Annotated in this window: 23 protein-coding genes; 4 read left to right on the forward strand and 19 right to left on the reverse strand. The window is 54.1% G+C overall.

Translation table 11 applies throughout. The features are described 5' to 3' along the window. Positions 1-20 precede the first annotated feature (20 nt). From nuoI to ndhC, 11 genes are read right to left on the reverse strand one after another with little or no spacing between them, the layout of a single operon-like run. Positions 21-506 (reverse strand): NADH-quinone oxidoreductase subunit NuoI, encoded by a 486-nt coding sequence (gene nuoI / locus GRI39_RS04505; protein ID WP_160738443.1) that lies wholly within the window; start codon positions 504-506, stop codon positions 21-23. Continuing rightward, positions 503-1,546 carry an NADH-quinone oxidoreductase subunit NuoH gene (gene nuoH / locus GRI39_RS04510; RefSeq protein WP_160738444.1) on the reverse strand — a complete coding sequence of 348 codons (1,044 nt, stop codon included), beginning with the start codon at positions 1,544-1,546 and terminating at the stop codon, positions 503-505. Before nuoH ends, nuoI begins: the two co-directional genes overlap by 4 nt. After that, complete coding sequence (gene nuoG, locus GRI39_RS04515; protein WP_160738445.1) at positions 1,543-3,549, reverse strand: NADH-quinone oxidoreductase subunit NuoG; 2,007 nt, start codon at positions 3,547-3,549, stop codon at positions 1,543-1,545. The genes nuoH and nuoG overlap by 4 nt, the downstream gene beginning before the upstream one ends. Further along, positions 3,549-4,859, reverse strand: a complete 1,311-nt coding sequence (nuoF, locus tag GRI39_RS04520) for an NADH-quinone oxidoreductase subunit NuoF (protein ID WP_160738630.1) — start codon at positions 4,857-4,859, stop codon at positions 3,549-3,551. The genes nuoG and nuoF overlap by 1 nt, the downstream gene beginning before the upstream one ends. Next, the gene (locus GRI39_RS14365; protein WP_170324270.1) at positions 4,856-4,999 is read right to left on the reverse strand and encodes a hypothetical protein; all 144 of its coding nucleotides are present in this window, start codon (positions 4,997-4,999) and stop codon (positions 4,856-4,858) included. Before GRI39_RS14365 ends, nuoF begins: the two co-directional genes overlap by 4 nt. Further along, positions 4,996-5,664: a complex I 24 kDa subunit family protein gene (locus tag GRI39_RS04525; protein WP_160738446.1), complete on the reverse strand. Its 669-nt coding sequence runs from the start codon at positions 5,662-5,664 to the stop codon at positions 4,996-4,998. The genes GRI39_RS14365 and GRI39_RS04525 overlap by 4 nt, the downstream gene beginning before the upstream one ends. Beyond that, positions 5,664-5,969: a nuclear transport factor 2 family protein gene (locus tag GRI39_RS04530; RefSeq protein ID WP_160738631.1), complete on the reverse strand. Its 306-nt coding sequence runs from the start codon at positions 5,967-5,969 to the stop codon at positions 5,664-5,666. Before GRI39_RS04530 ends, GRI39_RS04525 begins: the two co-directional genes overlap by 1 nt. A gap of 23 nt (positions 5,970-5,992) precedes the next feature. Further along, a complete protein-coding gene (locus GRI39_RS04535; protein ID WP_160738447.1) occupies positions 5,993-7,207 on the reverse strand; it encodes an NADH-quinone oxidoreductase subunit D in 1,215 nt (404 codons plus the stop codon). Then, positions 7,204-8,064 (reverse strand): NADH-quinone oxidoreductase subunit C, encoded by an 861-nt coding sequence (locus GRI39_RS04540; protein ID WP_160738448.1) that lies wholly within the window; start codon positions 8,062-8,064, stop codon positions 7,204-7,206. The genes GRI39_RS04535 and GRI39_RS04540 overlap by 4 nt, the downstream gene beginning before the upstream one ends. 9 nt (positions 8,065-8,073) lie before the next feature. Beyond that, positions 8,074-8,622, reverse strand: coding sequence for a NuoB/complex I 20 kDa subunit family protein (locus GRI39_RS04545; protein WP_160738449.1), 549 nt, complete (start codon positions 8,620-8,622; stop codon positions 8,074-8,076). Further along, positions 8,613-8,987: an NADH-quinone oxidoreductase subunit A gene (gene ndhC / locus GRI39_RS04550; protein WP_160738450.1), complete on the reverse strand. Its 375-nt coding sequence runs from the start codon at positions 8,985-8,987 to the stop codon at positions 8,613-8,615. Before ndhC ends, GRI39_RS04545 begins: the two co-directional genes overlap by 10 nt. A 205-nt stretch (positions 8,988-9,192) precedes the next feature. On the opposite strand from ndhC, the gene GRI39_RS04555 reads away from it, so the two are divergent. After that, positions 9,193-10,389 (forward strand): acetyl-CoA C-acyltransferase, encoded by a 1,197-nt coding sequence (locus GRI39_RS04555; RefSeq protein WP_160738451.1) that lies wholly within the window; start codon positions 9,193-9,195, stop codon positions 10,387-10,389. A gap of 28 nt (positions 10,390-10,417) precedes the next feature. Here GRI39_RS04555 and GRI39_RS04560 read toward each other — a convergent pair whose 3' ends face one another. Then, a complete protein-coding gene (locus GRI39_RS04560; protein WP_160738452.1) occupies positions 10,418-10,897 on the reverse strand; it encodes an SH3 domain-containing protein in 480 nt (159 codons plus the stop codon). A gap of 211 nt (positions 10,898-11,108) precedes the next feature. On the opposite strand from GRI39_RS04560, the gene GRI39_RS04565 reads away from it, so the two are divergent. Continuing rightward, on the forward strand, positions 11,109-12,383 hold the full coding sequence (locus tag GRI39_RS04565; protein WP_160738453.1) for an ammonium transporter: 1,275 nt from the start codon (positions 11,109-11,111) through the stop codon (positions 12,381-12,383). 91 nt (positions 12,384-12,474) lie between these two features. On the opposite strand, the gene GRI39_RS04570 is transcribed toward GRI39_RS04565, so the two are convergent. From GRI39_RS04570 to GRI39_RS04595, 6 genes are all read right to left on the reverse strand, one after another. Further along, a complete protein-coding gene (locus GRI39_RS04570) occupies positions 12,475-13,881 on the reverse strand; it encodes an NAD(P)H-dependent flavin oxidoreductase (RefSeq protein ID WP_160738454.1) in 1,407 nt (468 codons plus the stop codon). A gap of 20 nt (positions 13,882-13,901) precedes the next feature. Then, entirely contained in the window at positions 13,902-14,645 is a 744-nt protein-coding gene (locus GRI39_RS04575; protein WP_160738455.1) for a class I SAM-dependent methyltransferase, read from the reverse strand. After that, positions 14,642-15,769 carry a peptide chain release factor 2 gene (prfB, locus tag GRI39_RS04580; RefSeq protein ID WP_160738456.1) on the reverse strand — a complete coding sequence of 376 codons (1,128 nt, stop codon included), beginning with the start codon at positions 15,767-15,769 and terminating at the stop codon, positions 14,642-14,644. The genes GRI39_RS04575 and prfB overlap by 4 nt, the downstream gene beginning before the upstream one ends. A 164-nt stretch (positions 15,770-15,933) precedes the next feature. After that, complete coding sequence (locus GRI39_RS04585; RefSeq protein ID WP_160738457.1) at positions 15,934-16,476, reverse strand: peroxiredoxin; 543 nt, start codon at positions 16,474-16,476, stop codon at positions 15,934-15,936. A gap of 56 nt (positions 16,477-16,532) precedes the next feature. Beyond that, positions 16,533-19,049: a penicillin-binding protein 1A gene (locus GRI39_RS04590; protein WP_160738458.1), complete on the reverse strand. Its 2,517-nt coding sequence runs from the start codon at positions 19,047-19,049 to the stop codon at positions 16,533-16,535. A 112-nt stretch (positions 19,050-19,161) separates the two neighbouring features. Continuing rightward, positions 19,162-20,046: an N-acetylmuramoyl-L-alanine amidase family protein gene (locus GRI39_RS04595; RefSeq protein WP_160738459.1), complete on the reverse strand. Its 885-nt coding sequence runs from the start codon at positions 20,044-20,046 to the stop codon at positions 19,162-19,164. A 482-nt stretch (positions 20,047-20,528) separates the two neighbouring features. Here GRI39_RS04595 and GRI39_RS04600 point away from each other — a divergent pair, with 482 nt between their 5' ends. Next, a complete protein-coding gene (locus GRI39_RS04600; protein ID WP_160738460.1) occupies positions 20,529-23,348 on the forward strand; it encodes an Rne/Rng family ribonuclease in 2,820 nt (939 codons plus the stop codon). A 53-nt stretch (positions 23,349-23,401) separates the two neighbouring features. Here GRI39_RS04600 and GRI39_RS04605 read toward each other — a convergent pair whose 3' ends face one another. Next, entirely contained in the window at positions 23,402-24,136 is a 735-nt protein-coding gene (locus tag GRI39_RS04605) for an SDR family NAD(P)-dependent oxidoreductase (RefSeq protein WP_160738461.1), read from the reverse strand. Positions 24,137-24,359: 223 nt separating this feature from the next. On the opposite strand from GRI39_RS04605, the gene GRI39_RS04610 reads away from it, so the two are divergent. Continuing rightward, a complete protein-coding gene (locus tag GRI39_RS04610) occupies positions 24,360-25,142 on the forward strand; it encodes a succinate dehydrogenase iron-sulfur subunit (protein ID WP_160738462.1) in 783 nt (260 codons plus the stop codon). Positions 25,143-25,144 lie beyond the last annotated feature (2 nt).

A 25,144-nucleotide genomic window follows, 5' to 3' on the forward strand; every position in this document is an offset into this window, starting at 1 on the left:
TTCCGTCCTTGGCGAGCCGGTTAGCGATAGGGCGCATCGGCTTCAAGGTTCGCGGCAATCGCCCGCTCCCACTTGTCCCCATTCGCGAGCAGTTTCGCCTTGTCATAAAGCAATTCCTCACGCGTTTCGGTCGAATATTCGAAATTCGGCCCTTCAACGATAGCGTCCACCGGGCAGGCTTCCTGACAAAAGCCGCAATAGATGCATTTTGTCATGTCGATATCGTAGCGAGTCGTACGGCGGCTGCCGTCATCACGCGGTTCGGCTTCGATCGTAATCGCCTGCGCCGGGCAAACGGCTTCGCACAGCTTGCAGGCAATGCAGCGCTCTTCCCCATTGGGGTAGCGACGCAATGCGTGTTCACCACGAAAACGCGGGCTCAGATCGTTCTTTTCGAACGGATAGTTGATCGTCGCCTTGGGCTTGAAGAAATACTTCAAGGTCAGCGCGTGCGCCTTCACGAACTCATAAAGAGTGAAGGACTTGATGAGATGGGGGATGCTCATCCGTACCTCGTCAGCATAAGATAACCGGAAACCAGCACAACGAAGAGCAGGCTCATCGGAAGGAAGATCTTCCAACCCAGACGCATCAGCTGGTCATAGCGGAAGCGAGGGACTGTTGCCTTCACCCAGGAGAAGACAAAGAAGAAGAAGAATGTTTTCAGCAGCCACCAGATAAAGCCCGGCACCACATAAAGAATGCCGATGTCCAGCGGAGGCAACCAGCCACCGAAGAACAGCGTGGTGTTCAGCGCGCACATCAGCAGGACGTTGGCATATTCACCAAGCCAGAAGAGCGCGAAGGCCATCGAGCTATATTCAGTTTGGTAACCCGCAACGAGTTCAGATTCCGCTTCGGTCAGATCGAAAGGCGCACGCGCCGTTTCAGCCATGCCGGAAATCAGGAACAGCACCCACATCGGGAACAGTAGAATATTGAAAAAGAACCCGTTGACGATGCCAAGGCCCGCTCCCTTCTGCGCCATGACGATATCGCTGAGATTGTTCGTCCCGGCCCATAAGATCACGCAAATCAGGATAAAGCCGATCGAGACTTCATAGGAAATCATCTGCGCCGCAGCGCGAAGGGCTGAAAAGAAAGGATATTTCGAGTTGGAAGCCCAACCGGAGATCACCACACCATAAACACCGAGGGACGAAATCGCCAGGATATAGAGCAGGCCAACGTTAATGTCCGCCAGCACGGCACCTTCGGCAAAAGGCATCACCGCCCAGGCCATCAGTGCAACCGTGAAGGTGATGATCGGCGCAATCAGGAACAGGCCCTTATTTGCTGCCGATGGGATGATGGTTTCCTGAAGGAAAACCTTCAAGCCATCTGCAAAGCTCTGCAAGAGACCGAAAGGGCCAACCACGTTGGGACCACGGCGCAAAGCCATCGCGGCCCAGATTTTACGGTCAACGTAAATGATCATAGCCACAGCCAGCATCAGCGGCAGCGCAATCAGCAGAATTCCGCAAATGGTCGCGACAAACCACGCCCATTCGTAATTCATGCCAAGGGATTCAAAAAAGGCGGTCATTCGGCTGCCTCCGGAAGCGCTTCGCCATGGAGCAATTCGGCAGAGCATTGCTGCATCACCGCGCTCGCCCGAGCGATCGGGTTGGTCATGTAGAAATCCTTGATCGGATAGCTCATCGCGCCCGATGCTTTGACGGACATGTCAGCCTTGGGAAGCGCGCCGTAATCGGCCACAGCTTCGTGTCCAAGTGCCGGAACTTCTGCGATCATCTGGGCGCGAAGCTGTTCAAAGCTGTCGAAACCGACCGAAACGCCAAGCGCATCAGCCAATGCGCGCAGAATAGTCCAGTCTTCGCGAGCGTCACCGGGGGCGAACACGGCCTTGTCAGCAAGCTGAACGCGACCTTCCGTATTCACATAGGTGCCGCTCTTTTCGGTGAAGGCTGCGGCCGGCAGAATGATTTCTGCGCCATGCGCACCCTTGTCACCATGATGGCCGATATAGACCTTCAGCGCATCGGCGAATGGTTCCAAATCCATTTCATCCGCGCCGAGGGACAGCACAACTTTCGGCTTGGCCGCAGCGATATCCGCCATGCCACCCTTCTGCGCGAAGCCGAGCATGAGTGACCCCATGCGCGCAGCAGAGAAGTGGAGGACGTTAAAGCCGTTCCAGCCATCACGAACGAGGTTCCATTCAGCGGCCAGTGCCAGTGCCGGATGCAGAGCACCCTTTGCCAGAGCCGCGCCGCCAAGGATCACCGCCGGACGTTCCGCCTTGGACATGGCTTCGGCAACATGGGCCGGAAGGTCATGCAGGACAGAAACATCAGCGCCGATGAATTCAGCCGGATAAGTCGTTTCCCATTCAGGGCCGACAAGGAAAATCTTCGCGCCGCTCTTCGCCGCTTTACGCAGGCGGACGTTAAGAAGGGCCGCTTCCCAACGCACATGGCTTCCGACGATCAGAACCGCATCAGCATTTTCAATCTCGGCAAAGCCGGTGTTGAAATTGACCGCTGCGAGGTTTGACACGTCGTAATTCATGCCGGTCTGGCGCGATTCAACGAGATTGGAGCCCAATGCGTTCAGCAGCTTCCTGGCCGCAAACATGGTTTCGCAATCGACCATATCTCCAGCGACAGCGGCAATATCCTTGCCCGGCTTCGCCGCAGCGATCAGTTCGAAAGCTTCGTTCCAGCTGGAAGCCTGCAACTTGCCTGCCTTGCGGATCCACACCTTGTCGAGACGGCGGCGCGTAAGGCCATCGACCTGATAGCGTGCCTTGTCCGAAATCCACTCTTCGTTCACATCATCATTGATGCGCGGAAGAGCGCGGAGCACTTCGCGGCCACGGCTGTCAATACGGATATTGGCACCCACTGCGTCAGACACGTCGATCGACATGGTCTTCTTCAATTCCCACGGACGCGCTTCATAAGCGTAAGGCCGCGAGGTCAGCGCACCAACTGGGCAAAGATCGATCACATTGGCCGAAAGCTCATGTTTGGCAGCCTGTTCGAGATAGGTCGTGATCTGCATGTTTTCGCCGCGATAAAGCGCGCCGATTTCATCCACACCAGCCACTTCTTCCGAAAACCGAACGCAGCGCGTGCAATGGATGCAGCGGGTCATGATCGTCTTGATCAATGGCCCCATATTCTTGGATGTCACCGCGCGCTTATGTTCGTGGTAACGTGATGCACCACGGCCATAAGCCACGGACTGATCCTGAAGATCGCATTCACCACCCTGATCGCAAATTGGGCAATCGAGCGGATGGTTGATGAGAAGGAATTCCATCACCCCTTCCCGCGCCTTCTTGACCATCGGCGTATCCGTGCGGATCTGCTGGCCTTCAGCGGCGGGCAGCGCACAGCTAGCCTGCGGCTTGGGCGGTCCAGGCTTCACTTCAACCAGACACATCCGGCAGTTGCCAGCGATTGACAGGCGTTCATGATAGCAGAAACGCGGGATTTCCTTACCCGCCAGCTCACAGGCCTGAAGGACTGTGGCGCCATCGGGAACATCCAGTTCCTGGCCGTCTACGGTTACTTTAGGCATTATTCAGCAGCCTCCTGGAGGGAGCCTTCACGCGCTTCAATGCGGCGCTCCAATTCGGGGCGGAAATGGCGGATAAGGCCCTGGATCGGCCATGCCGCAGCATCGCCCAATGCGCAGATCGTATGACCTTCCACCTGCTTGGTGACTTCAAACAGCATATCGATTTCGGACTTGTCAGCCTCGCCTTCGCGCAGCCGTTCCATCACACGCCACATCCAACCTGTGCCTTCACGGCAAGGGGTGCACTGGCCACAGCTTTCATGCTTGTAAAAAGCGCTGATCCGGCTGATCGCCCGAACTATGTCGGTGGACTTGTCCATCACGATAACCGCAGCAGTCCCCAGACCTGAACCAACTTCCTTCAGGCCATCAAAGTCCATCGGGCAATCCATGATCTGTTCAGCCGGAACCAGTGGAACCGATGAACCACCGGGAATCACAGCAAGAAGATTGTCCCAGCCACCACGGATGCCGCCGCAATGCTTTTCAATCAGCTCGCGGAAAGGAATGCTCATCGCTTCCTCTACCACGCAAGGCTTTTCAACATGGCCGGAAATCTGGAAGAGCTTGGTGCCCTTGTTGTTTTCACGGCCAAAGCTGGAGAACCACGCAGCGCCGCGACGAATGATCGTCGGCGCCACCGCGATAGATTCCACGTTGTTCACTGTGGTCGGGCAGCCATAGAGGCCTGCACCTGCCGGGAATGGCGGCTTGAGACGTGGCTGACCCTTCTTGCCTTCGAGGCTTTCGATCATCGCGGTTTCTTCACCGCAGATATAAGCGCCCGCGCCGCGATGGACGAAGACATCGAAATCATAGCCGGAGCCGGCTGCATTCTTACCGATCAGGCCAGCGTCATAAGCTTCCTGAACAGCTGCAAAAAGCGTTTCGGCTTCACGGATATATTCACCGCGAATATAGATATAAGCGGCACGTGCCTGCATCGCGAAGCCCGCCACCAAAGCGCCTTCGATCAGCTTGTGCGGATCGTGGCGGATGATTTCACGGTCCTTGCAGGAACCGGGTTCGGATTCATCGGCATTGATGACAAGAAAGCTCGGGCGCGGATTGCCGTCCCGATCCTTAGGCGCTTCCTTGGGCATGAAACTCCATTTCATACCCGTGGGGAAGCCTGCCCCGCCCCGGCCACGCAGACCAGAAGCCTTTATTTCATCAATGATCGCATCACGCCCCTTGGCGAGGATCGCTTTCGTATCATCCCAGTCACCACGCTTGCGCGCAGCATCAAGGTTCCATGGCTGGAAGCCATAGAGATTGGTAAAGATACGGTCCTTATCGGTGAGCATCAGCTCATTCCTCCGAATACGATAATGGCAGCGACCAACGCGATCGCGACCAGTGCGATTGTCTTGGCAATCCCTTTAAGCACGTTCCATGCAAGGACCACCGCAACAATTGCGATAATAAGCGTAGCGAGCGAATAGCTCACCATTCCCCCCGATAGTCATGGTTTTCTTTTACCATGTCTTTCAGAGTGGTCGGCCCGCCTGAGGGTTCACTGGTGTGGCGCCCCGATTCCTGCGTGCCAGCCTTGGGCGTATCTCCTGCGGCCAGTGCATCAAGCACACTATTCAGACGTTCAGGCGTCAGATCTTCATAATTGTCATCATTGATCTGAACCATCGGTGCGGTAGCGCAATTGCCCATGCACTCAACTTCAGTGAGGGTCCACAGACCGTCATCCGTTGTGTGACCTTTCCTCATGCCGCGCTTGTAGCAGGCATCAAGAATGTCATCAGACCCGCGCAACATGCAGGGCGTCGTTCCGCAAACCTGTACATGATAGCGACCAACTGGGGCCAGATTATACATGGTGTAGAAAGTGGCCACTTCGAGCACGCGAATGATCGGCATGTCGAGATAATTGGCAACATATTCCATCACTGGAAGCGGCAGCCAGCCCTGCGTGTTCGTCTCTGCGCCAACCTGACGCTGCGCCAGATCGAGCAAAGGCATCACAGCCGACTTCTGGCGACCTGCCGGATAACGGGCAACGACCACCTTGGCCTGTTCCGCATTTTCAGTGGACCACGTGAAATTACCCCAGCGCTGGCGCAGTTCAGGGGTATCGGGTGCTGGTGCGCGTTCAGCCATTAGCGAACAAACTCCACGCGAGAGCATTTGTCGCCCTCGAAACTATAGACGGCCATAACCTCGAAGGGCTCGGCGGTTGATGAACGAAAAACCCGTTCATGCAGCACGGCATAATTGTCGAATTCAGCGCCGTAGAGGATTTCGACCCGATTTTCGGGGAATTCGGCAAACATGGCAGTCAGGCCGGAAACAATTCCCTGCCGGCCATCACGCACGACATCGCCGCGATAGCCTGCTTCACAGGCATCTTCGGTCATCAGCGCAACATAGCTTTCAGCATCCTGCGCGTTGTAATGGCCAATCATGGCTTTGGCTGTGGCAAGCTTGCTCAACGGTCACACTCCCCGAACACGATATCCATCGCACCCAGAATAGCAGTCGCGTCGGGCAACATATGGCCCTTGCTCATGAATTCCATCGCCTGAAGGTGGCTGAATGCAGTTGGGCGGATCTTGCAGCGATACGGCTTGTTGGACCCGTCAGATACCAGATAGACGCCAAATTCACCCTTCGGGCTTTCCGTGGCGACATAGGTTTCGCCAGCGGGAACATGGAAGCCTTCGGTGTAAAGCTTGAAATGATGGATCAGCGCTTCCATCGATTGCTTCATTTCACCGCGAAGGGGCGGAGAAACCTTGCGGTCAGACGTATGCACCGGACCTTCAGGCATTTCAGCCAGGCACTGCTTCATGATCTTGGCGGACTGGCGGACTTCTTCCACCCGAACCATCATACGATCATAGCAATCGCCATTGGTGCCAACCGGGATTTCAAAATCCATTCGGTCATAGACATCATATGGCTGGCTCTTGCGGATATCCCAAGGGATGCCCGCGCCGCGGATCATTGGACCGGAGAAGCCCCATGCCAGTGCATCTTCCTTGCTGACAATGGCGATATCGACATTGCGCTGTTTGAAAATGCGATTGTCCACCACGAGGCTCATCGCATCGTTGAACAGTTCAGGCAGGCGCGTATCGAGCCAGTCACCAATGTCGGTAAGCAGCTTCAACGGCACATCCTGATGCACACCGCCGGGACGGAACCATGCACTGTGCATCCGGGCGCCTGATGCACGTTCAAAGAAATTGAGGCAGTCTTCGCGAATTTCAAACAGCCACAGGTTCGGGGTCATCGCGCCAACGTCCATGACGTGGCTGCCAATGTTGAGCATGTGGTTGGAAATACGCGTCAATTCCGCAAACAGAACACGCAGATATTGCGCGCGCAGCGGAACCTCGACGTTCAACATCTTTTCGACCGCCAGAACATAGGAATGTTCCATGCACAGCGGTGAACAATAATCGAGACGATCGAAGTACGGGAGCGCCTGAAGATAGGTCTTATATTCGATCAGCTTTTCAGTGCCGCGATGAAGCAGGCCCACATGCGGATCGATCCGCTCGATAATTTCCCCGTCCAACTCCATGACGAGCCGCAGCACGCCGTGAGCCGCAGGATGCTGCGGACCAAAGTTGATCGTGTAGTTGGTGATCGCTTCATCGCCGACCGTGGTGGGCGATTCTTCTACTGTAAAGCTCATGACCCGCTCTTGTCCTTATCGACTTCGGTGGCCGACTTGGTGTCAGTCGTATCACCTTCGCGAGGCGCCTTGCCGGGACGATCCTCTGTCGCATCGGGAGCGCCGCTTGCATCCTTGCCCTTATCTGTCTGGGCAGGAGCAGCATGGCTCTTTTTCTCGGCAGCCTTGGCATCCGTCGCTTTGCCAGCGCCAGTATCGGAAGGCTTTTCGGTGGTTTTGGGCGCATCGCTCTTGGGAGCGTCAGCCTTTTCATCACCGGGCAGCACATATTCTGCGCCTTCCCACGGGCTCATAAAGTCAAAGCTGCGGAAATCCTGCGCCAGTGTCACCGGCTCATAGACGACGCGCTTTTCTTCTTCAGAATAACGCACTTCCTGATAGCCAGACAGCGGGAAATCCTTGCGGAAAGGATGCCCTTCAAAGCCATAGTCAGTGAGGATGCGGCGCAGATCCGTGTTGCCCTGAAAAAGCACACCATACATGTCGAACACTTCGCGTTCGAGCCAGCCTGCACAGGGGAACAGATTGGTCACTGTCGGCACCGGCGTATTTTCATCAGTGCTGACTTTCACCAGCAGGCGATGATTTTTCGTTACCGACAGCAGCATGTAAACAACTTCGAAGCGCTCAAGCCGCTGCGGATAATCCACCCCGGCCATTTCCATGAGCTGCTGATATTCATGCTCATCACGTAAAGTGCGGATGACATCTTCGATGCTTTCACGCTTTACGGTGAGAACCAGCTCTTCATGGACGATCTTAGCTTCGAGCAGCACAGCCCCGAGGGATGCAACAATTGCATCCTTCACGTCCTCAGCGGGAGTGAATTTGGGGGCGGAATGAAGGACAGTAGCCATTGCTTTTCCTTACCGCTCTATCGTGCCAGAGCGGCGGATTTTCCGCTGCAACTGCATCACGCCATACAACAGCGCTTCGGCTGTCGGAGGGCAACCTGGGATATAGATATCCACCGGCACCACCCGATCACAGCCACGCACCACAGAATAGCTATAGTGGTAATAACCGCCGCCATTGGCGCAAGACCCCATCGAAATGACATATTTCGGGGACGACATCTGGTCATAGACCTTGCGCAGCGCCGGAGCCATCTTGTTGCACAGCGTACCGGCCACGATCATCACGTCGCTCTGACGCGGAGAAGCGCGCGGTGCAGCGCCGAAACGTTCCATGTCATAACGAGGCATGTTCACATGGATCATTTCCACCGCGCAGCAAGCGAGGCCGAAAGTCATCCACCACAATGAACCGGTGCGGGCCCATTGGAACAGCTCTTCCGTACTTGTGACAAGAAAGCCCTTGTCGTTCACTTCCGTGGACAGGGCCTGAAAATAGTCCTGATCAGGCTGGCGTATTTCGCCCGGCCGTGCCGCAGGAACTGTTTCGCTCATTCCCATTCCAACGCTCCTTTCTTCCAGGCATAGGCGAAGCCAATAAGCAATTCGCCAAGGAACACCATCATGGTGATCCAGCCAGCCCAGCCAGTCAGATCAAGGCTGACTGCCCAAGGGAACAGAAAGGCAGCTTCAAGATCGAATATGATGAAGAGAATCGCGACCAGATAAAAACGCACATCAAACTGATGACGCGAATCTTCAAAAGCCGGGAAGCCACATTCATATTCAGCAAGCTTGTCCTTGCTGGGCTTATGGGCACCAGTCAGACGGGACACACCCATCGGCAGGAAAACAAACAATCCTGAAAGCCCCAGTGCAATGACAAGGAAAATTAGGATCGGCAGATATTGCGTGAGATCGACCAAGTTCTGACTCGACTGTTACGTTCGGTTGTGTGCGCCCTAATCCCACCTGCCCCGCTGTTCAAGGGCACAGCAAGCAATTTTCGTGTTGTTGCGAATGGCCCGCAATAACAGCGTCAAAAATGGGTGTAATTTGCTTTTATCACCCCATGTTTATAGACCATCAAACGCTGCAAAACCTTCAGCAAATGAGAGGCGTTAAAACCACATGTCCGTCTTTTCCGAAAATGATCCAATCGTTATTCTTTCTTACGCACGAACACCGATGGGTGCGATGCAGGGCTCTCTTTCCGGCGCAAGCGCTACTGACCTTGGCGCAACCGCCGTCAAAGCGGCAGTAGAGCGCGCTGGCGTAGATGGCAGCCATATTGACCGCATCTATATGGGTTGCGTCCTCCCGGCAGGCCTCGGGCAGGCTCCTGCTCGTCAGGCAGCCCTCAAGGCAGACCTTCCCAAGAGTGTTGAAGCCACCACGGTGAATAAAGTCTGTGGCTCCGGTATGCAGACAGTGATTATGGGGTCAGAAGCTCTGGCTTCCGGCTCGGTCAGTTTCGTCATTGCGGGCGGCATGGAAAGCATGACCAATGCGCCATACCTCCTCAAGAAGCACCGCTCAGGTGCCCGGATCGGACATGATATGGCCTATGACCATATGTTCCTCGACGGACTTGAAGATGCTTATGACGCTGGCGCTGCCATGGGCTCCTTCGCGCAGACGACGGCTGACGAATATTCCCTCACCCGCGAACAGATGGATGATTTCTCCATCGAATCACTCGCCCGCGCCAACAAGGCGATTGAAAGCGGCGCATTTGCTGATGAAGTCGTTCCAGTTACCATCAAGGACCGTAAAGGTGATGTGGTTGTCGATACAGACGAACAGCCCGGTAAAGGCCGCCCGGACAAAATCCCGCAGCTGCGCCCGGCATTCGCCAAGGATGGCACGATCACTGCCGCAACCTCTTCTTCGATCTCCGATGGCGCGGCGGCCATGGTCCTCACACGGGAATCGGTTGCCAAAGATCAGGGCCTTGCCCCTATCGCTCGCATCGTCGGCATGAGCGCGCATGCCCATGACCCGAAGGCTTTCACCACCGCTCCTGTGGGCGCGATTGAAAAGCTGCTTAAAAAGACCGGTTGGTCCAAGGACGAAGTTGACCTGTTCGAGATTAATGAAGCCTTTGCTTGCGTAGCAATGTTTGCAATGAAGGATCTCGATCTGCCGCATGAGAAGGTCAATGTGAACGGCGGCGCAACAGCTCTGGGCCACCCCATCGGGGCCAGCGGCAGCCGTATTCTGGTGACATTGATCAACGCACTGAAGCAGCAAGGCAAGAAAAAGGGCATTGCCAGCCTCTGCATCGGCGGCGGCGAAGCCACTGCCGTTGCGGTAGAAATGATCTAATTATTGAATGGCTTGGCGGGTGTTTCTCTTACGGAGCACCCGCACCCCATAAACGCTTTTCTTCCATCCAGCCCTTGTGACCTTCAATATCCATGCGGCACCAGCCATTCTGGCATTCACCAAGCATCCCAACAGCGCCCGGCTCCACATTCCATCGCAAGCCGGAATTCGCATCGGCATCCGCCCGCATCGCGGCAAGCCCCTTACCAATCACCAGAGCTGAGCGCTCAGGACTGAGCAAACGGGCCACGATCCAGCCTTGCGCGCCATCGGGATCTTGCACCAGACGCCAGCCCTCCTTCAATCTGACGACTTTCATCGGCAGTTTAGCGCGGTGATATACCCAATCCACCTGGTAGCTTTCACTGGGCCCAACCCGCATATTCACTTCATCGGCGCGCATCGACGCCCAATAAGGGACTTCACGGTCCTGCGCGGCAAGAGAACCGGTGGCAAAGACTGTCAGTAAGAGCGTGGCAGACACGAAGTTTCGTAAACGGCGATACATAAGCAATGCTTTAGCGTGAGTGCACGTTGCACTTCAAGCGCCGCTTGGAGAAGAACTGGCGGGTTCAGCCAATTGGCCAGCAAGTGGAAGGCGTACCATTCCGGGCAAGAAAGAAATTCAGTATCGCAATCGCGGCAACCGCTTGCTCAGAACGACAATTACACTAGCCTAGCCTAAAAAAATCAGCATGCACGGAAGAGGTTTAATAATAATGAGATACCGGCTTGCCGCGGGATTGGGAATTGCCGCTAGCTCTACTGCGGCTCTTGCTCAATCGCCCTATGCTGCTGTGAATGACAGCGGTGATACAGCCTGGCTCCTTACCTGTTCAGCACTGATTTTGTTTGCTGCCATTCCCGGATTTGCATTCTATTATGGCGGTCAGGTCAAACGCCGGATCTTCCATTCATTATTGACCCAGATCGCGATTATTGCGGCCGTTGTTTCGCTCCTGTGGGTCGCAATCGGCTACACCTTGGCCTTCGGCTTTGTCAGCAATGGCTGGATTGGCGCAGGCAATGCCGCGATGCTGAAGGAATTGGGGAGTTTGCGCGCGGCAACGCGCATTCCTGAAAGCACTTTCGTTCTGTTTGAACTGGGCTTCGCCCTGCTTGGCCCGATCATCATGCTCGGTGCATGGGCTGGCCGCGCTCGGCTATCCTGGGCAATTTGCTTTACCGCCATATGGAGCCTGCTGATTTATGCGCCGGTTGCCCATTGGGTATGGGGTGGTGGCTGGATGGCATCGCTTGGCGTGATTGATTTCGCTGGTGGATCAGTGGTTCACCTCACTGCCGGGATTTCGGCAATCGTCATCGCATTGCTAATGGGGAAAGGAATTGCTTTTCGCGAAAGTGGCGTCACACCCCCACCTCGCTCCCCGGCTACAACTCTGGCAGGCGCAGGGCTCATCTGGCTCGGGTGGTTCGGGATGGTTGGAGGCTCTGCATTGGCAGCAACGGATGATGCCTCCAGTGCCATCATCAACATGCATATGGCCTCCTGCACCGCCGCACTGACATGGATCGCAATGGAAAGAATATTCCTTGGCAAAATATCACTGAGCGGTTTTGCCAGCGGCCTCCTCTCCGGCCTCATCACCATTAGCTCAGCAGCGCTGTTCGTCTCGCCTCTGGCAGCCATGCTGATAGGCCCGGCCGGTGCACTATGCTGCTATAGCTTTGCCCGCTTGCTCAAAGCCAAATTCCAAATTGATGACACACTCAATATCTTTGCGCTCCATGGTGTTGGCGGAGCTGTTGGAATGATTTGCGCGGGTATTTTCACGAGTTCCCAGATGGGTGGGACAGGCCTGCCAGAAGACGTATCTGTTTGGACCGCATTTGGCGTTCAGCTCCTTTGTGTCACTGTTATAGCACTTTATGGTGCTGTTGTGAGCGCTTTGGCGTCTCTTGCAGTGTCCCTATTTCTCCCCATGAGGGTCAGCGAAAAAGAAGAAAGAGATGCAGACCTGACAGCCGAATGATTACAGATTATCCTTCTAAAACAAAAGGCTGGCAAAGGATTTAAAACCCTTCGCCAGCCTTTTGAAATTGAAAAGTGCTTGCCAGAAAAAATCAGTCGCCGGTCAAAATACGATCAACCAATTCCTTAACAGTTGGCGTGAAGTTATTGGAATAAAAAGGATCTTGCTTAAAGCGATAGGCTGCGTGGCCAGCAAACATCAGATTTTCGTCAACATTGCCACCATGAGCAATGTCTTGAAGGGTCTTTTGGATACAAAAGCTGCGTGGATCAGCCAGTCGGCCAGTGGTGAAGTCATCATGATCTTTCCATGAAGAGAAGCTGCAATGGGACAGGCAGCCCATGCAATCGGCCTGATCCTGCCGGATTTGGCCACGCTCTTCTGAATTTACAAAAATGACAGTATCGTCAGGGGTTTTCAGCGCATCGCTATGGCCCTCAGCAACCCAAGCGCGCGCTCTTTCACGATCTTTCGGGGTGACCCAAAAATTCTTGCCCTTCACGCCCACATCAAGCTGCACGGTATGTTCGCCGGCCTCTACGCGAGAGTAAGGAATCTGCCGCTCTGAGCGCCCCTCAAGGCTACGCAGGAATGGATTTCGAACAGCCGAACTATAAAAGCCAGTCGGCGAAAAGCGGTGCAGAAGCACATCACCGGGCTCCAGTTCACGAAGAGCGTCCTTCCAGCCTTGTGGAATAGGGCTTTCATGCGTCAACAGCGGCCGTGTGCCGTATTGAAAAGCAATCGTACCAAGCTCAGGATTATCGATCCAATCCTGCCACTCTCGCAGAAACCAGACGCCGCCGGCCATTACAATCGGCACATCATCGGAAATGCCTTCTTTGCGCATGACATCACGCAAAGCTTTCACGCGGGGAAAGGGATCTTCCGGTTTCGTAGGATCTTCAGCGTTGGAAAGGCCATTATGCCCACCAGCAAGCCAAGGGTCTTCGTATACAACCGCCGCCATCAAATCGGCAACTTTATGATAAGACCGCTTCCAAAGCGCACGAAACGCCCGGCCAGAACTTACGATAGGCAGATAGCAAACGTTAAACCGAGCTGCGATTTCCGCCAGTTTGTAAGGCATACCCGCACCACAAGTCACGCCCTGAACAAGACCAGGAGTCTGCTCAAGCACGCCTTCCAGCACTTCCTGAGCACCGCCCATTTCCCAAAGAACGTTGATGTTAAGCGCCCCCCTGCCTCCGGCAATATCATGCGCTCGCTTAACCTGAGCCACTGCGCCATCAATTGCATAGCGGATCAATTGCTGGTGGCGCTCTTTACGGGTCAATTGCTCATAGACCTGAGGAACAATTTTTCCTTCAGCGTCATAGCTGTCGGCATTGACCGCACTGATCGTACCAATACCTCCGGCAGCAGCCCAAGCACCAGAACTCGCGTGATTCGTTGCCGAAACACCTTTGCCACCCTCTACCAATGGCCAGACTTCCCGACCGGCATACTTAATCGGCCGTAAACCTTTAAAAGACATTTTCCATCCTATCGTTACCGCTAAGCGGCGACGTTGTCGTCCCTTTCGCCGGGCTGGCTGCAGGGTTCTATCGCTTCAGGCTGAGGCCTTTTGCCCACTGCCTCGAACTGGGCATAATACCCTGCAAGTTCGGGTTTACGGACAAATTCCACCAGGCGGAAGCCCACTTGTTCGAATTCACAAAAGAGTAAGCGCGGGTCAATCCCATGATCCGCTGTTGGGCGGTCAATATCGACCACCACGACCTGACCGCCTTTTCGCAAAGCAGGCCGTAAACGCCAAAGAAAAGCGTAGGGCTCTGACACCTCATGATACATGTGTACGAGAAATATTCTGTCAAAACTGCCCTTTGGCAGTCTGGGGTCATCTTCACTTCCCAGCTTAATCGATACATTATCCAAACGTTCACGTTCAACACGATCACCAAGCTGGCTCACTACCTCCGGATCAATGTCTTGCGCTAATACCCGGCCGGATTCGCCGACCTTTTCAGCTAACCGGACGGTGTAATAGCCCTCACCCGCACCAATGTCAGCAACGGTCATGCCCGGCTTGATATTGGCCAGCGCCATTACGGTTGCAGCTTCCCGCCGATCATCGCGCGTTTCCTCAGATGAGAAAGAGCTTTCCCCGCCTTGGGAAACAGGACGATAGGCACGGGGGAAGTCTCGAGCCGTCGCAAGACGGTCGGTATCACCCTTATTGCTATCGCACGCAGTACAAAACAGCGTGAGCGAAGCAGCGAGGGTTAACCTGCCAATCAATCGACGTCTTCCACTTCAACCGTTTCACCCGTTACGCGCTGCGCTAAAGCTGCTGCAATGAACTCATCGATCTTTCCATCAAGCACATCGCCGGGACTCGTAGAAATGACGCCTGTACGTAAATCTTTAACCATCTGATAAGGCTGCAAAACATAAGATCGAATCTGGTGGCCCCAGCCAATTTCCGTCTTTTCCTGATATTCACCAGAAGCTTCCGCTTCACGCCGCTGCATTTCAGCTTCATAAAGCCGCGCCTTCAGCATGTTCATAGCTGTCGCACGGTTTTTATGCTGCGAACGATCGTTCTGACTTGCAACCACAATACCGGAAGGAAGGTGGGTGATGCGAACAGCAGAGTCCGTAGTGTTAACATGCTGGCCACCTGCGCCACTGGCACGATAGGTGTCGATCCTCAAGTCACTTTCGTTAACATCAATATCGATGTCATCGTCAATCACAGGGTAGACCCAGACACTGGAAAAGCTCGTATGGCGACGGGCTGAACTGTCATAGGGGCTAATCCGGACAAGGCGATGAACACCACTCTCCGTTTTAGCGTAGCCGTAGGCATTTTCGCCTTTGATGAGCAAAGTGGCAGACTTGATACCCGCCTGATCACCGGAATGATAATCGACCAGTTCAACCTTATAACCGCGCTGTTCTGCCCAGCGAGAATACATTCGCTGAAGCATTTCAGCCCAATCCTGACTTTCTGTACCACCGGCACCGGCATGAACTTCAAGATAGGTGTCATAGGAATCCGCTTCCCCTGACAAAAGGGCCTGCACCTTGTCAGCATCTGCTCTCACGGCAAGACGTTCAAGCGTATCCAGCCCTTCCTGAACTGTATCACTATCATCTTCAGCTTCACCAAGCTCAACAAATTCAATGGCATCAGCCATTTCTAGCCTGATTTCATTGACCGTACCAACAGCGCTTTCCAGCCTGCGGCGCTCACGCATGACAGCTTCCGCTTCCTTGGGATTGTCCCACAAGGTCGGATCTTCAACGCGTGCGTTCAATTCATCGAGACGGCGCAATGCACGGTCCCAGTCAAGCGACCTACGCACTAGTGCCAGCGCAGCTTCGATACGGTCAATTTGGGCCTGCCCTTCGGCACGCATGGCAAATTCTCCAACTAGTCGCCTCCCCCTCTAAAGGAAGAACGACCGACACAAAAGGGATTGGATATCTGAGGTCGGTGACGACACAAAACGCCACAAACAAACGACCAGAGCACGCTCACAACCGAGCTGCATGTTCAAAAACTTGAAAATGTATTGAATTGTCAGTGGTGCAGCGCTTGCACAGCCTTTAGCGTCATCGAAACGTGATGACGCCAGTCAAGATCAGAATGAACCATCACAATCTTACCATCCTGACCGATAACATAAGATGTGCGGTCAGTAAGGCCTGTCGCACTGCCTTTCATTACCATTGATACATCGTAAGATTTGATGATCGATGGTGTCGCCTGAGCAACGGGGAAAGCATCACGGCATTCCTCAGTAGAAAAGCGCTTGAGAGTGGGCAGATCATCAGCCGAAAGACCAATCACTTGCGCGCCAGCTTTCTTGAAATCACCCATCGCTTGAGCGAAAGCATTGGATTCAAGAGTACAACCTTGCGTGAAAGCTTTTGGGAAGAAATAAAGCACTACAGGCCCCTTCTTCAGGGCTTTCTGCAAATCAAATGAGAAAGGCTTACCCGCCAAGGCACCAGCCGTATTGAACTCAGGCGCTTTGGCTCCTTCATTGAGAGCAGCCAAAGCAGGTGTGGCCAACAAGGACAGTGCGATTCCGCCGAATAAAGCAAGGGATGCAGTTTTCATTCCTCCATGATGGACTCGCCCGAAGCCGAAGTCCAGCATGGAGTGATGAGAACCGATCAATAGATACCACCCTGCTCTTCAGCAAAGTTACCAGGTGCCCCGCTATTCGCCTTTGGCCCAGCTTTCGCCCGCTCTTCACTGCGGCGCAATTGTGAGATCGCCAGTTCACGCAAGGCATCGATTTCATCCTGTCGCGCATTGCGGCGCGGCTCTGTATCGGGTTTGAAAGCCTCCCAAATCACAGAAGCTAGCGGTTCGTTGCTCGGCCATGCGTCAAACACACGACGCCCTGTACGTCTGTCAATCCGAACCATACGCACCCCTTCCGGAGCGAGGAACGGACGACCCGACCATTCATTACGAGTTTCCTGCACGAACTGTTTGAAGATTGGCGCTGCATAAGTGCCGCCCTGCGCATAGCCACCCATGTTACGAGGTTTATCGAAACCCATATAAACGCCCGCGACAATATCTGGTGATCCACCAACAAACCAAACATTGGTCGGGCCAGTCGTCGTCCCGGTCTTCCCGAAAAGTGGCATATTGAGGTCGCGAAGTACAACCGCTGTACCACGCTGAACGACACCCTCAAGCATATGAACGGTTTGATAGGCCGTTCTCGGATCAAGCACCTGCTTACCCTTTTGCGCCAGACGGGGCATCGGTTTGCCATCCCATTCTGGCATATTGCAGCCTGAGCAGTCGCGGGTGTCTGCGCGCCAAATTACCTTACCGTGACGGTCCTGCACATAATCAATAACAGTTGGCTGATGTTGAAGGCCATGATTGACCAGTGCGGAATAGGCATTCACCATTTTAAGAACAGTGGTGTCGCCAGCACCCAACGCGAAGGATGGATAAGGCTTATATTTACCGATACCCACGCGATTGATGGTATTAACAACATTATTCATGCCAGAATCCATCGCCACATGGATAGTCATCAGATTGCGGGACTGCTCAAGTCCCCAGCGCATCGTATGCTCACCACCGGAACGGCCACCATAATTCCGGAAGCACTTCTCCCCAAGATTAGCGCCCTGATAGAAACAATATGTGCTGTCCGGCACCATGGTTGCAGGGGTAAAGCCGTGATCGAGACCTGTGGCATAAACGAATGGTTTGATCGTTGAACCTGGTTGCCGGTCAGCCTGCGTTGCCCGGTTGAAAGATCCCAAATGGAAATCAAACCCACCCTGCATGGCAAGGATGCGGCCTGTATTGGGATTCTGTGCAAGAAACCCGCCAGATACTTCAGGGACAGTTTGAACGCGATAATTGCTGCCCTCCGGCGAAGCAACAATCACGTCCCCTGCTTTCAGAGCATCTGGAAGGTTTGTGAGCGGATATTCCTTGCCATCGGTAAACCCGATAGTGGCCGCACTACCGTTGCGCCTTGTGACAACCCCAACCCGCCAGTTCTTGTAATTGATTGAGAGGTATGAACTAGCCAACTGACTCTGCCAACCGCCATCCGAAACATTAATTGTCGCAATTGGCCCACGCCAACCACGGTTGGCATGGTAGCGCAAAAGTCCAGCACGCAGACTGTCTTGAGCAGCCTTTTGCAGTTCTGTATCGAGCGAGGTGCGAACCCACAGGCCACCTGCATAGACGCTATGCGGTCCGTCTTCCGCCTTCTCGCCATATTTAGCAATCAGTTGCCGGCGCACCTCTTCCAGAAAATAACCTGCATCCGCAGATCGAGCTTCCGGTGCATGGTCAATCAAGCCCAGTGGCTTGCTTTTTGCAGCGGCGGCCTGCGCTGCGGTAATGTGACCATTGGCTACCATCTGATCGAGCACCCAGTTACGGCGAGTAAGCGCCGCTGCTGCATGCTTTTTCCGGCTGTAGGTTTCCGGCGCCTTAGGCAAAACGGCCAAAAAGGCCATTTCATGCAGATCGAGATCGCCAACATCCTTATCGAAATAAGCCCGCGCGGCTGCTTGAACACCAAAGCTGCGACGACCCAGCGGAATCTCGTTGAGATACAGCTCCATAATCTGTTTTTTAGTCAGAACACCTTCGATCCGGCTTGCAAGTATCATTTCCTTCAGCTTGCGGGTTAGCGAATATTCATTACCGACCAGGATGTTCTTGGCGACCTGCTGAGTAATCGTTGAACCGCCCCGCGCCCGCTCACCGGAGCCCATTTTGCTGATATAATCGACAACTGCGCCAGCAAGACCGGTGTAATCCACCCCGCCATGGGTCCAAAAAGTCTTATCTTCAGCCGAAGTGTAAGCGTTCACCAATTGCGGTGGAAAATCCTGAAATTGCAATTGCACACGCCGTTCACGTGCAAAACTATGGACAATTTCACCATCAATTCCACGAACGACCGTTGGCAAAGGGGGTTCATAATCGAGCAAAGTCTTGGCGTCAGGCATATCGCGGACGACCATAACCCACCCGCCTATCAAGCCAATCACCCCAAGAGCGGCAAGAATCGCGCCCCAACGGAACAGACGGCGTTTGCGCCAATTTTCAGAGAAGAAAGCAAGGACACCGTGCGTGTCGCGCCGAATACGGTAGCGAAAATACTCGCCGGTGCTCAGTTCATTATCGGACATGGGCTGAGCCCATAGCACGCAAAATTGACCTAGCGCCAGATTGAAGCTGCAAAGGACGGGGTTTCCCCCTTTCCACAAAAGCTATGCCACCTCAGAATAAGGCTCAAACTGACTAACTTCCAGTCGTTTCGCTAACAGGATGGCGGATGAAATAAACGCGAATTGCGCGCGCCAGTACCTCAGCCACGTTTTGCTGTCCCTTTGAGGATGCCAGCGTTTTTTCATCCGCTGGATTGGTAATAAAACCCGCTTCATACAAAACAGATGGAACATCAGGTGCGCGTAAAACCCGCAAGGCTGCAGAGCGAAGAGGAGAATTCAAAAAGTGAATGTCCTTATGACCCTCGCGTAAAATCAACTCAGCGAATTCAACCGAGCGTTCTTGAGTATGGCGTTGCGACAGTTCCACCAAAATGGAACTGACTTCATCGTCCTGACCTTTTAGCAATGCGCCATTGACCTCACTCTCGGCGTTCTCACGTGAGGCAAAGCGAGCTGCCGCTTCGCTCGAAGCTTTCGTGGAGAGAGTGTAAACGCTCGCCCCTCCCAATGAAGATTCCGGACCGGCGGAATCTGCATGCAATGAAATGAACAAATTGGCTCTCAGCTTGCGTGCCATTGCGAAACGCTCTTCCACCACAAGAAAGCTATCATTATCGCGCGTTAACGCGACACGAAACCCTCCTTGCTCAAGCAGTTCCTTACGCAGCGACTTTGCCAACTGAAGTGTTAGGGTCTTCTCCAGCACGCCAGATCCGTTGGCGCCCGGATCATGGCCCCCATGCCCCGCATCAATGACAATCAGCGGACGCATCGGACCTTGCGGCCCCTCCACATTGGGAAGATTAACGGTCGCACCTACCAGAGGCAAGTCGAGGCGTATCACATAGGCTGGCACACTACGGGATTGAATTATCTGGGATGCCAGTAAGGCAAGCAGTAGCAGAACCAACAAAGGCCCCAGGAAAACCAACACTATTTGAAGGCGGTAACTCATCCTGAAGGCAATACTTGTGCAAAACGGGTAAAAATATGATAGCGAGACGGATAGGGTAATTTTACCAAGATGCGCAACAAGGTTGCTCGATTTTCAACTCAATGCTAGCAAAAGCATACCGGGCATAAAACCGCCCGGCTTTATCCGGGCAAAATATCCCGGCTTCGTACAGGTTGATGCCACAATGAGAAGTTCTAGCCCGTCAGTCCCGCCGCAGCTTGATGCTAGCGTCGCGGCAGTGACGCAGGCAGACGCGCAGACAGTAATCCTGCGCCTTCCATTGATGGCCGAAACATTTGATCCCACCGCTGCCAATAGAGGCTGCGGCGTCATTAACACTTTCGCGAAAATGAAGGCAAAGTGCCTCACAATCAGCGGAACCCCAACATTTGCGCGCGCCCTCCTATCAGATAAAGCGGCCGGGCTTCTTGCCCCGGCACCACGTATAGTGAGCAGGACGTCGCGCGCTCGGAGAATAATAAATGGCAACGCGCATGTTAGTCGATGCGCGCCACCCGGAAGAAACGCGGGTGGCGGTCCTCAAAGGAAACCGCATTGAGGAGTTTGACTTTGAATCTGCAGAGCATAAGCAGATCAAAGGCAATATTTATCTAGCAAAAGTAACCAGGGTTGAACCTTCCCTGCAGGCTGCTTTTGTCGATTTCGGAGGCAATCGCCACGGTTTTCTAGCCTTCAGCGAAATCCATCCAGATTATTATCAAATCCCGAAAGAAGATCGTGAAGCCTTGCTTGCAGAAGAGCAGGCACATGCAGAGGAAGAAGCTGCCCTTCGCGCCGAAGAAGATGGTGATGATGATATTTCCGATGATGGAAATGATGATCACGATAATGAAGACGCTGGCGTTGAGGAAATCGATACGTCTGAAAAAGATCATGTCGCCACTATAGAAGATGGCCAGCTTGACGGCGAAGCTGATGAAACGAGCGATGAAGACGACGATAGCGAAAACAACGGCCGCAGGAATCGTCGTGGTCGTGGTCGTCGGCCTCAGGCACGTCGTCAGGGCGGTTCTCGCAGCAAGGAAATGGACGAGTTGCGTGCTAAGCGACAGGCCCTGCGCCGTCGCTACAAAATTCAGGACGTCATTCATCGCCGTCAGGTTTTGCTTGTTCAGGTCGTAAAGGAAGAACGTGGCAATAAGGGTGCAGCCCTTACTTCGTATCTCAGCCTGGCTGGCCGCTATTGCGTATTAATGCCAAATTCCAGCCATGGCGGCGGGATTTCACGCAAGATATCTAACGGTGCAGACCGCAAGCGGTTGAAACAGATCGTTTCTTCGCTTGAACTGCCGCGCAGCATGGGACTGATCGTTCGCACGGCTGGCCTTCAGCGTACGAAAACTGAAATCAAACGCGATTTCGACTATCTCGCCCGCCTGTGGGACGAGATCCGCAACCGCACGATGACCTCTTCAGCGCCCGCCGTCATCCATTCCGACAGTGACCTTATTAAACGCGCAATCCGTGACATCTACAATCGTGAGATTGAGGAGGTCGTGGTCGAAGGTGACGCGGGTTACAAGGCTGCAAGGCAGTTTATGAAGCTGCTGATGCCAAGCCATGTGCGGCGTATCAAAGCATACGCTGACCCCGTGCCTCTTTTTCAGCGCTATGGTGCTGAAGATCAGCTTTCAGCCATGTATGACCCGGTCGTGCAATTGAAATCAGGCGGTTATCTGGTCATCAACCCGACCGAAGCGCTTGTTTCAATCGATATCAACTCGGGCCGCTCCACTAAGGAGCATGGTATCGAGCAGACCGCGCTTTCGACCAATATTGAGGCTGCTCAGGAGATCGCTCGCCAATTACGCTTGCGCGATATGGCTGGTCTTGTGGTGATCGACTTCATCGACATGGAACATAATTCCAATGTCCGTAAGGTCGAAAAGTGCATGAAGGATTCGCTCAAGAATGATCGTGCCCGCATTCAGGTTGGACGGATTTCAAGCTTCGGCCTGATGGAGATGAGTCGCCAGCGTTTGCGCACCGGGGTACTTGAAGCGACCACGCGTTCTTGCCCACATTGCGATGGCACCGGCCTTGTCCGTACAGCCTCCAGCGCTGGCCTTTCTGCTCTGCGCCTGATCGAGGACGAAGCCGCCAAGGGCAAAGGCACAATCATCACACTCTATGCTTCCACCGAAGCTGCGGTCTATATGCTCAACGCCAAGCGCGCCGATCTGACGGAAATCGAAGATCGCTATGGTGTCAGTGTTGAAGTCATTCCCGAAGGCGAGGATGAAGGCGCGAAAATGCGGGTTGCCAGCTCCGGTCCCCGCCCAACATCTACGCCTAAATTCGACCCTATCGTTGATGACGAAGTGGACGATTTCGAAGACGAAGACGAGGATCTGGAAGAGCAGGAATTCTCCGAGGAAGACGGCGCAGAACGGCCGAAAAAACGCCGTCGCCGGGGTGGCCGCCGCCGGAAGAAACGCACTCAGGATAGTGACGATCAGCAGGAGCAGAACGAGGATTCTTCGGATGAGGAAACCGAGCAGAACGACGCTTCAGAAGATCGCTCTGTCAGCGACGATGATGGCGAGGAACAACCGCGCAAGCGCCGTCGCCGGGGCGGCCGTCGCCGGAAGCGGCGTGATGATCAGGATGGATCGGAAGGCAATGAAAATGCTGAAGAAATTTCAGAAAACTCTTCTGAGCCAAACACAGCCATTGCGGAAGTTGCCGAACAACTTGAAGACGATATTTCAGTCGTTGCAGACCCTGCTGACAGCTCTGCCAAAAGTGTAACAGAGCCTAGCGCCATTGAAGTGGAAGAAGCACCGAAGCCTAAGCGTCGGCCACGGCGGAAAAAGGTAGAAATCACTGAGGAATCAGAGGCTTCCACTGATACTACAGCAGCATCTGTGGAAGCAGAAGGCGAAGAAAAGCCAAAGCCCAAGCGTCGCCCACGGCGCAAGAAAGCAGACGCTGAAACGACCGAAACGCCTGCTGAAGAGAACACAACAGCGACAGAAGAGGCTCAAGAGGCACCTAAACCGAAGCGTCGCCCTCGGCGCAAGAAGGTTGAGACAGAAGTGGTTGAAGACGGTCAGTCAGCCATCGTGCCAGAAGATCCTACTGGCCCTGCCCCGGCTACAGAAACAGCAAAACCTGCTCCGGCAAAGACTGCTGAAACTGTAAAACCAACACCGGCGGAAAGCCCTGCTCCAACAGCAGCGCCCAAACCAACTTCGACCGAGCCACGTGTTGAAGGTGATGGGGATGAATTGTCCGGCCCGCCACGGCGCGGTTGGTGGCAACGCACCTTCGGGAATTGATCAAAAACCCCTCCACCGGATTGCCAGTGGAGGGGTTTTTTATAATCAGGCCGTTAAAAAGCGATGGGCTTCCCATCCCATGCAAAAAACTTACCCGTGTCGGCAGGTGTTAGCTTGCCCAGAACATTGAGCAGATTACAGGCCGCTTCGTTGGGAGTAGCCAGTTGCTTATCCGGGACATTGCTCTGAAACGGTTCAGACAGCCCGGTATCGACTGTGCCCGGATGGAGTGCCACAACAATCGCCTCTTTGCGCGTTCTCGACATCTCGATCGCAAAGTTGCGCATCAGCATGTTCAGCGCCGCTTTTGATGCACGGTAGGAATGCCAGCCACCCAAGCGATTATCTTCAATCGAGCCGACTCGCGCTGATAAAACGGCAAAAATTGCCCTGCCCTGTCTGGGAATCAGCGGAAGAATATGTTTCGCAATCAGCGCAGGCCCAATCGTATTGACGGCAAAAGCCTCGGCCATATGGCCTGCATTGAGTGCCCGCAGGCTCTTTTCAGGGCCAGTCCCGTCAGAAAGTGTAAGCGCCCCAGTGCTGACGATAACCAGCTCTGGTGGAGCCTTCACCATGCTTTGTGTAGCCTGCACCAACGTATTTTCCTGCGTCAGATCGAACTGGAACGGGACAATGCCATCGCCCAAAGTCCCCGGATTTCTGCGCGATCCAGCATAGATGCGCGCGACGCCGCGTGATTGCAATTGGCGGCACAGAGCATTGCCTACCCCGCCCGATGCGCCAAAAATTGCTGCGGTGGAGGGCCATTCTCGATTATCTGTCATTGCGCTACCTTACGGCTTCCCAAGCCCGTTGCCCACCTGTCAGCACAACCGGTGCACACGCCCTATTTGTGCCCAATTGTTACCGGTTGGACAAAATATGCACATTGGCATTTGCAAGAATGGCCCTACACCGCCATAGAGACGACAAAATGTACGGGCGCTCTCGCGCTTGCAGCATTATTCACATTCGCTAGATAGGGCGCGCGCAGCGCAGGATCGAAACATGGCAACTTTCACTCTCCCGAAAAACAGCAAGATCAACGGCAAAGGCCAGCATTATAAGGCTGAGGGCGCTAGCCGCGTCAAAAAGTTCAAGATCTATCGCTGGAATCCGGATTCGGGTGAAAACCCGCGTTACGATACATTTGAACTCGATCTTGATGATTGCGGCCCGATGGTTCTCGATGCGCTGATCAAGATCAAGAATGAGATTGACCCCTCACTGACCTTCCGCCGTTCATGCCGCGAAGGCATTTGCGGTTCTTGCGCAATGAATTTGAATGGCAAGAATGGCCTTGCCTGCACCACCGCGATTGAAGACCTCAAGGGAGAAATCCAGATCACCCCGCTCCCGCATATGGAAGTGGTGAAGGATCTGGTGGGCGATTTCACGCATTTCTATGCGCAATATGCTTCGATCCGCCCTTGGCTGCAAACCGTCTCCACTACGCCTTCGGGCAAGGAACGCTTGCAATCGCCGGAACAGCGCCACAAGCTTGATGGCCTTTACGAATGCATCCTGTGCGCTTGCTGCTCCACCTCCTGCCCAAGCTATTGGTGGAATTCTGACAAGTTCCTTGGCCCGGCCATTCTCCTTCAGGCTTACCGCTGGTTGGCAGATAGCCGCGATGAAATGACTGGGGAGCGTCTCGACGAGCTGGAAGATCCTTTCCGCCTCTATCGCTGCCACACGATCATGAACTGCGCCAATGCCTGCCCCAAGGGCCTTTCGCCCGCTAAGGCCATTGCCGAAATCAAGAAGATGCAGGTCGAACGGCAAGCCTGATC

The organism is Altericroceibacterium indicum (assembly GCF_009828105.1).
Lineage (GTDB): Bacteria > Pseudomonadota > Alphaproteobacteria > Sphingomonadales > Sphingomonadaceae > Altericroceibacterium > Altericroceibacterium indicum.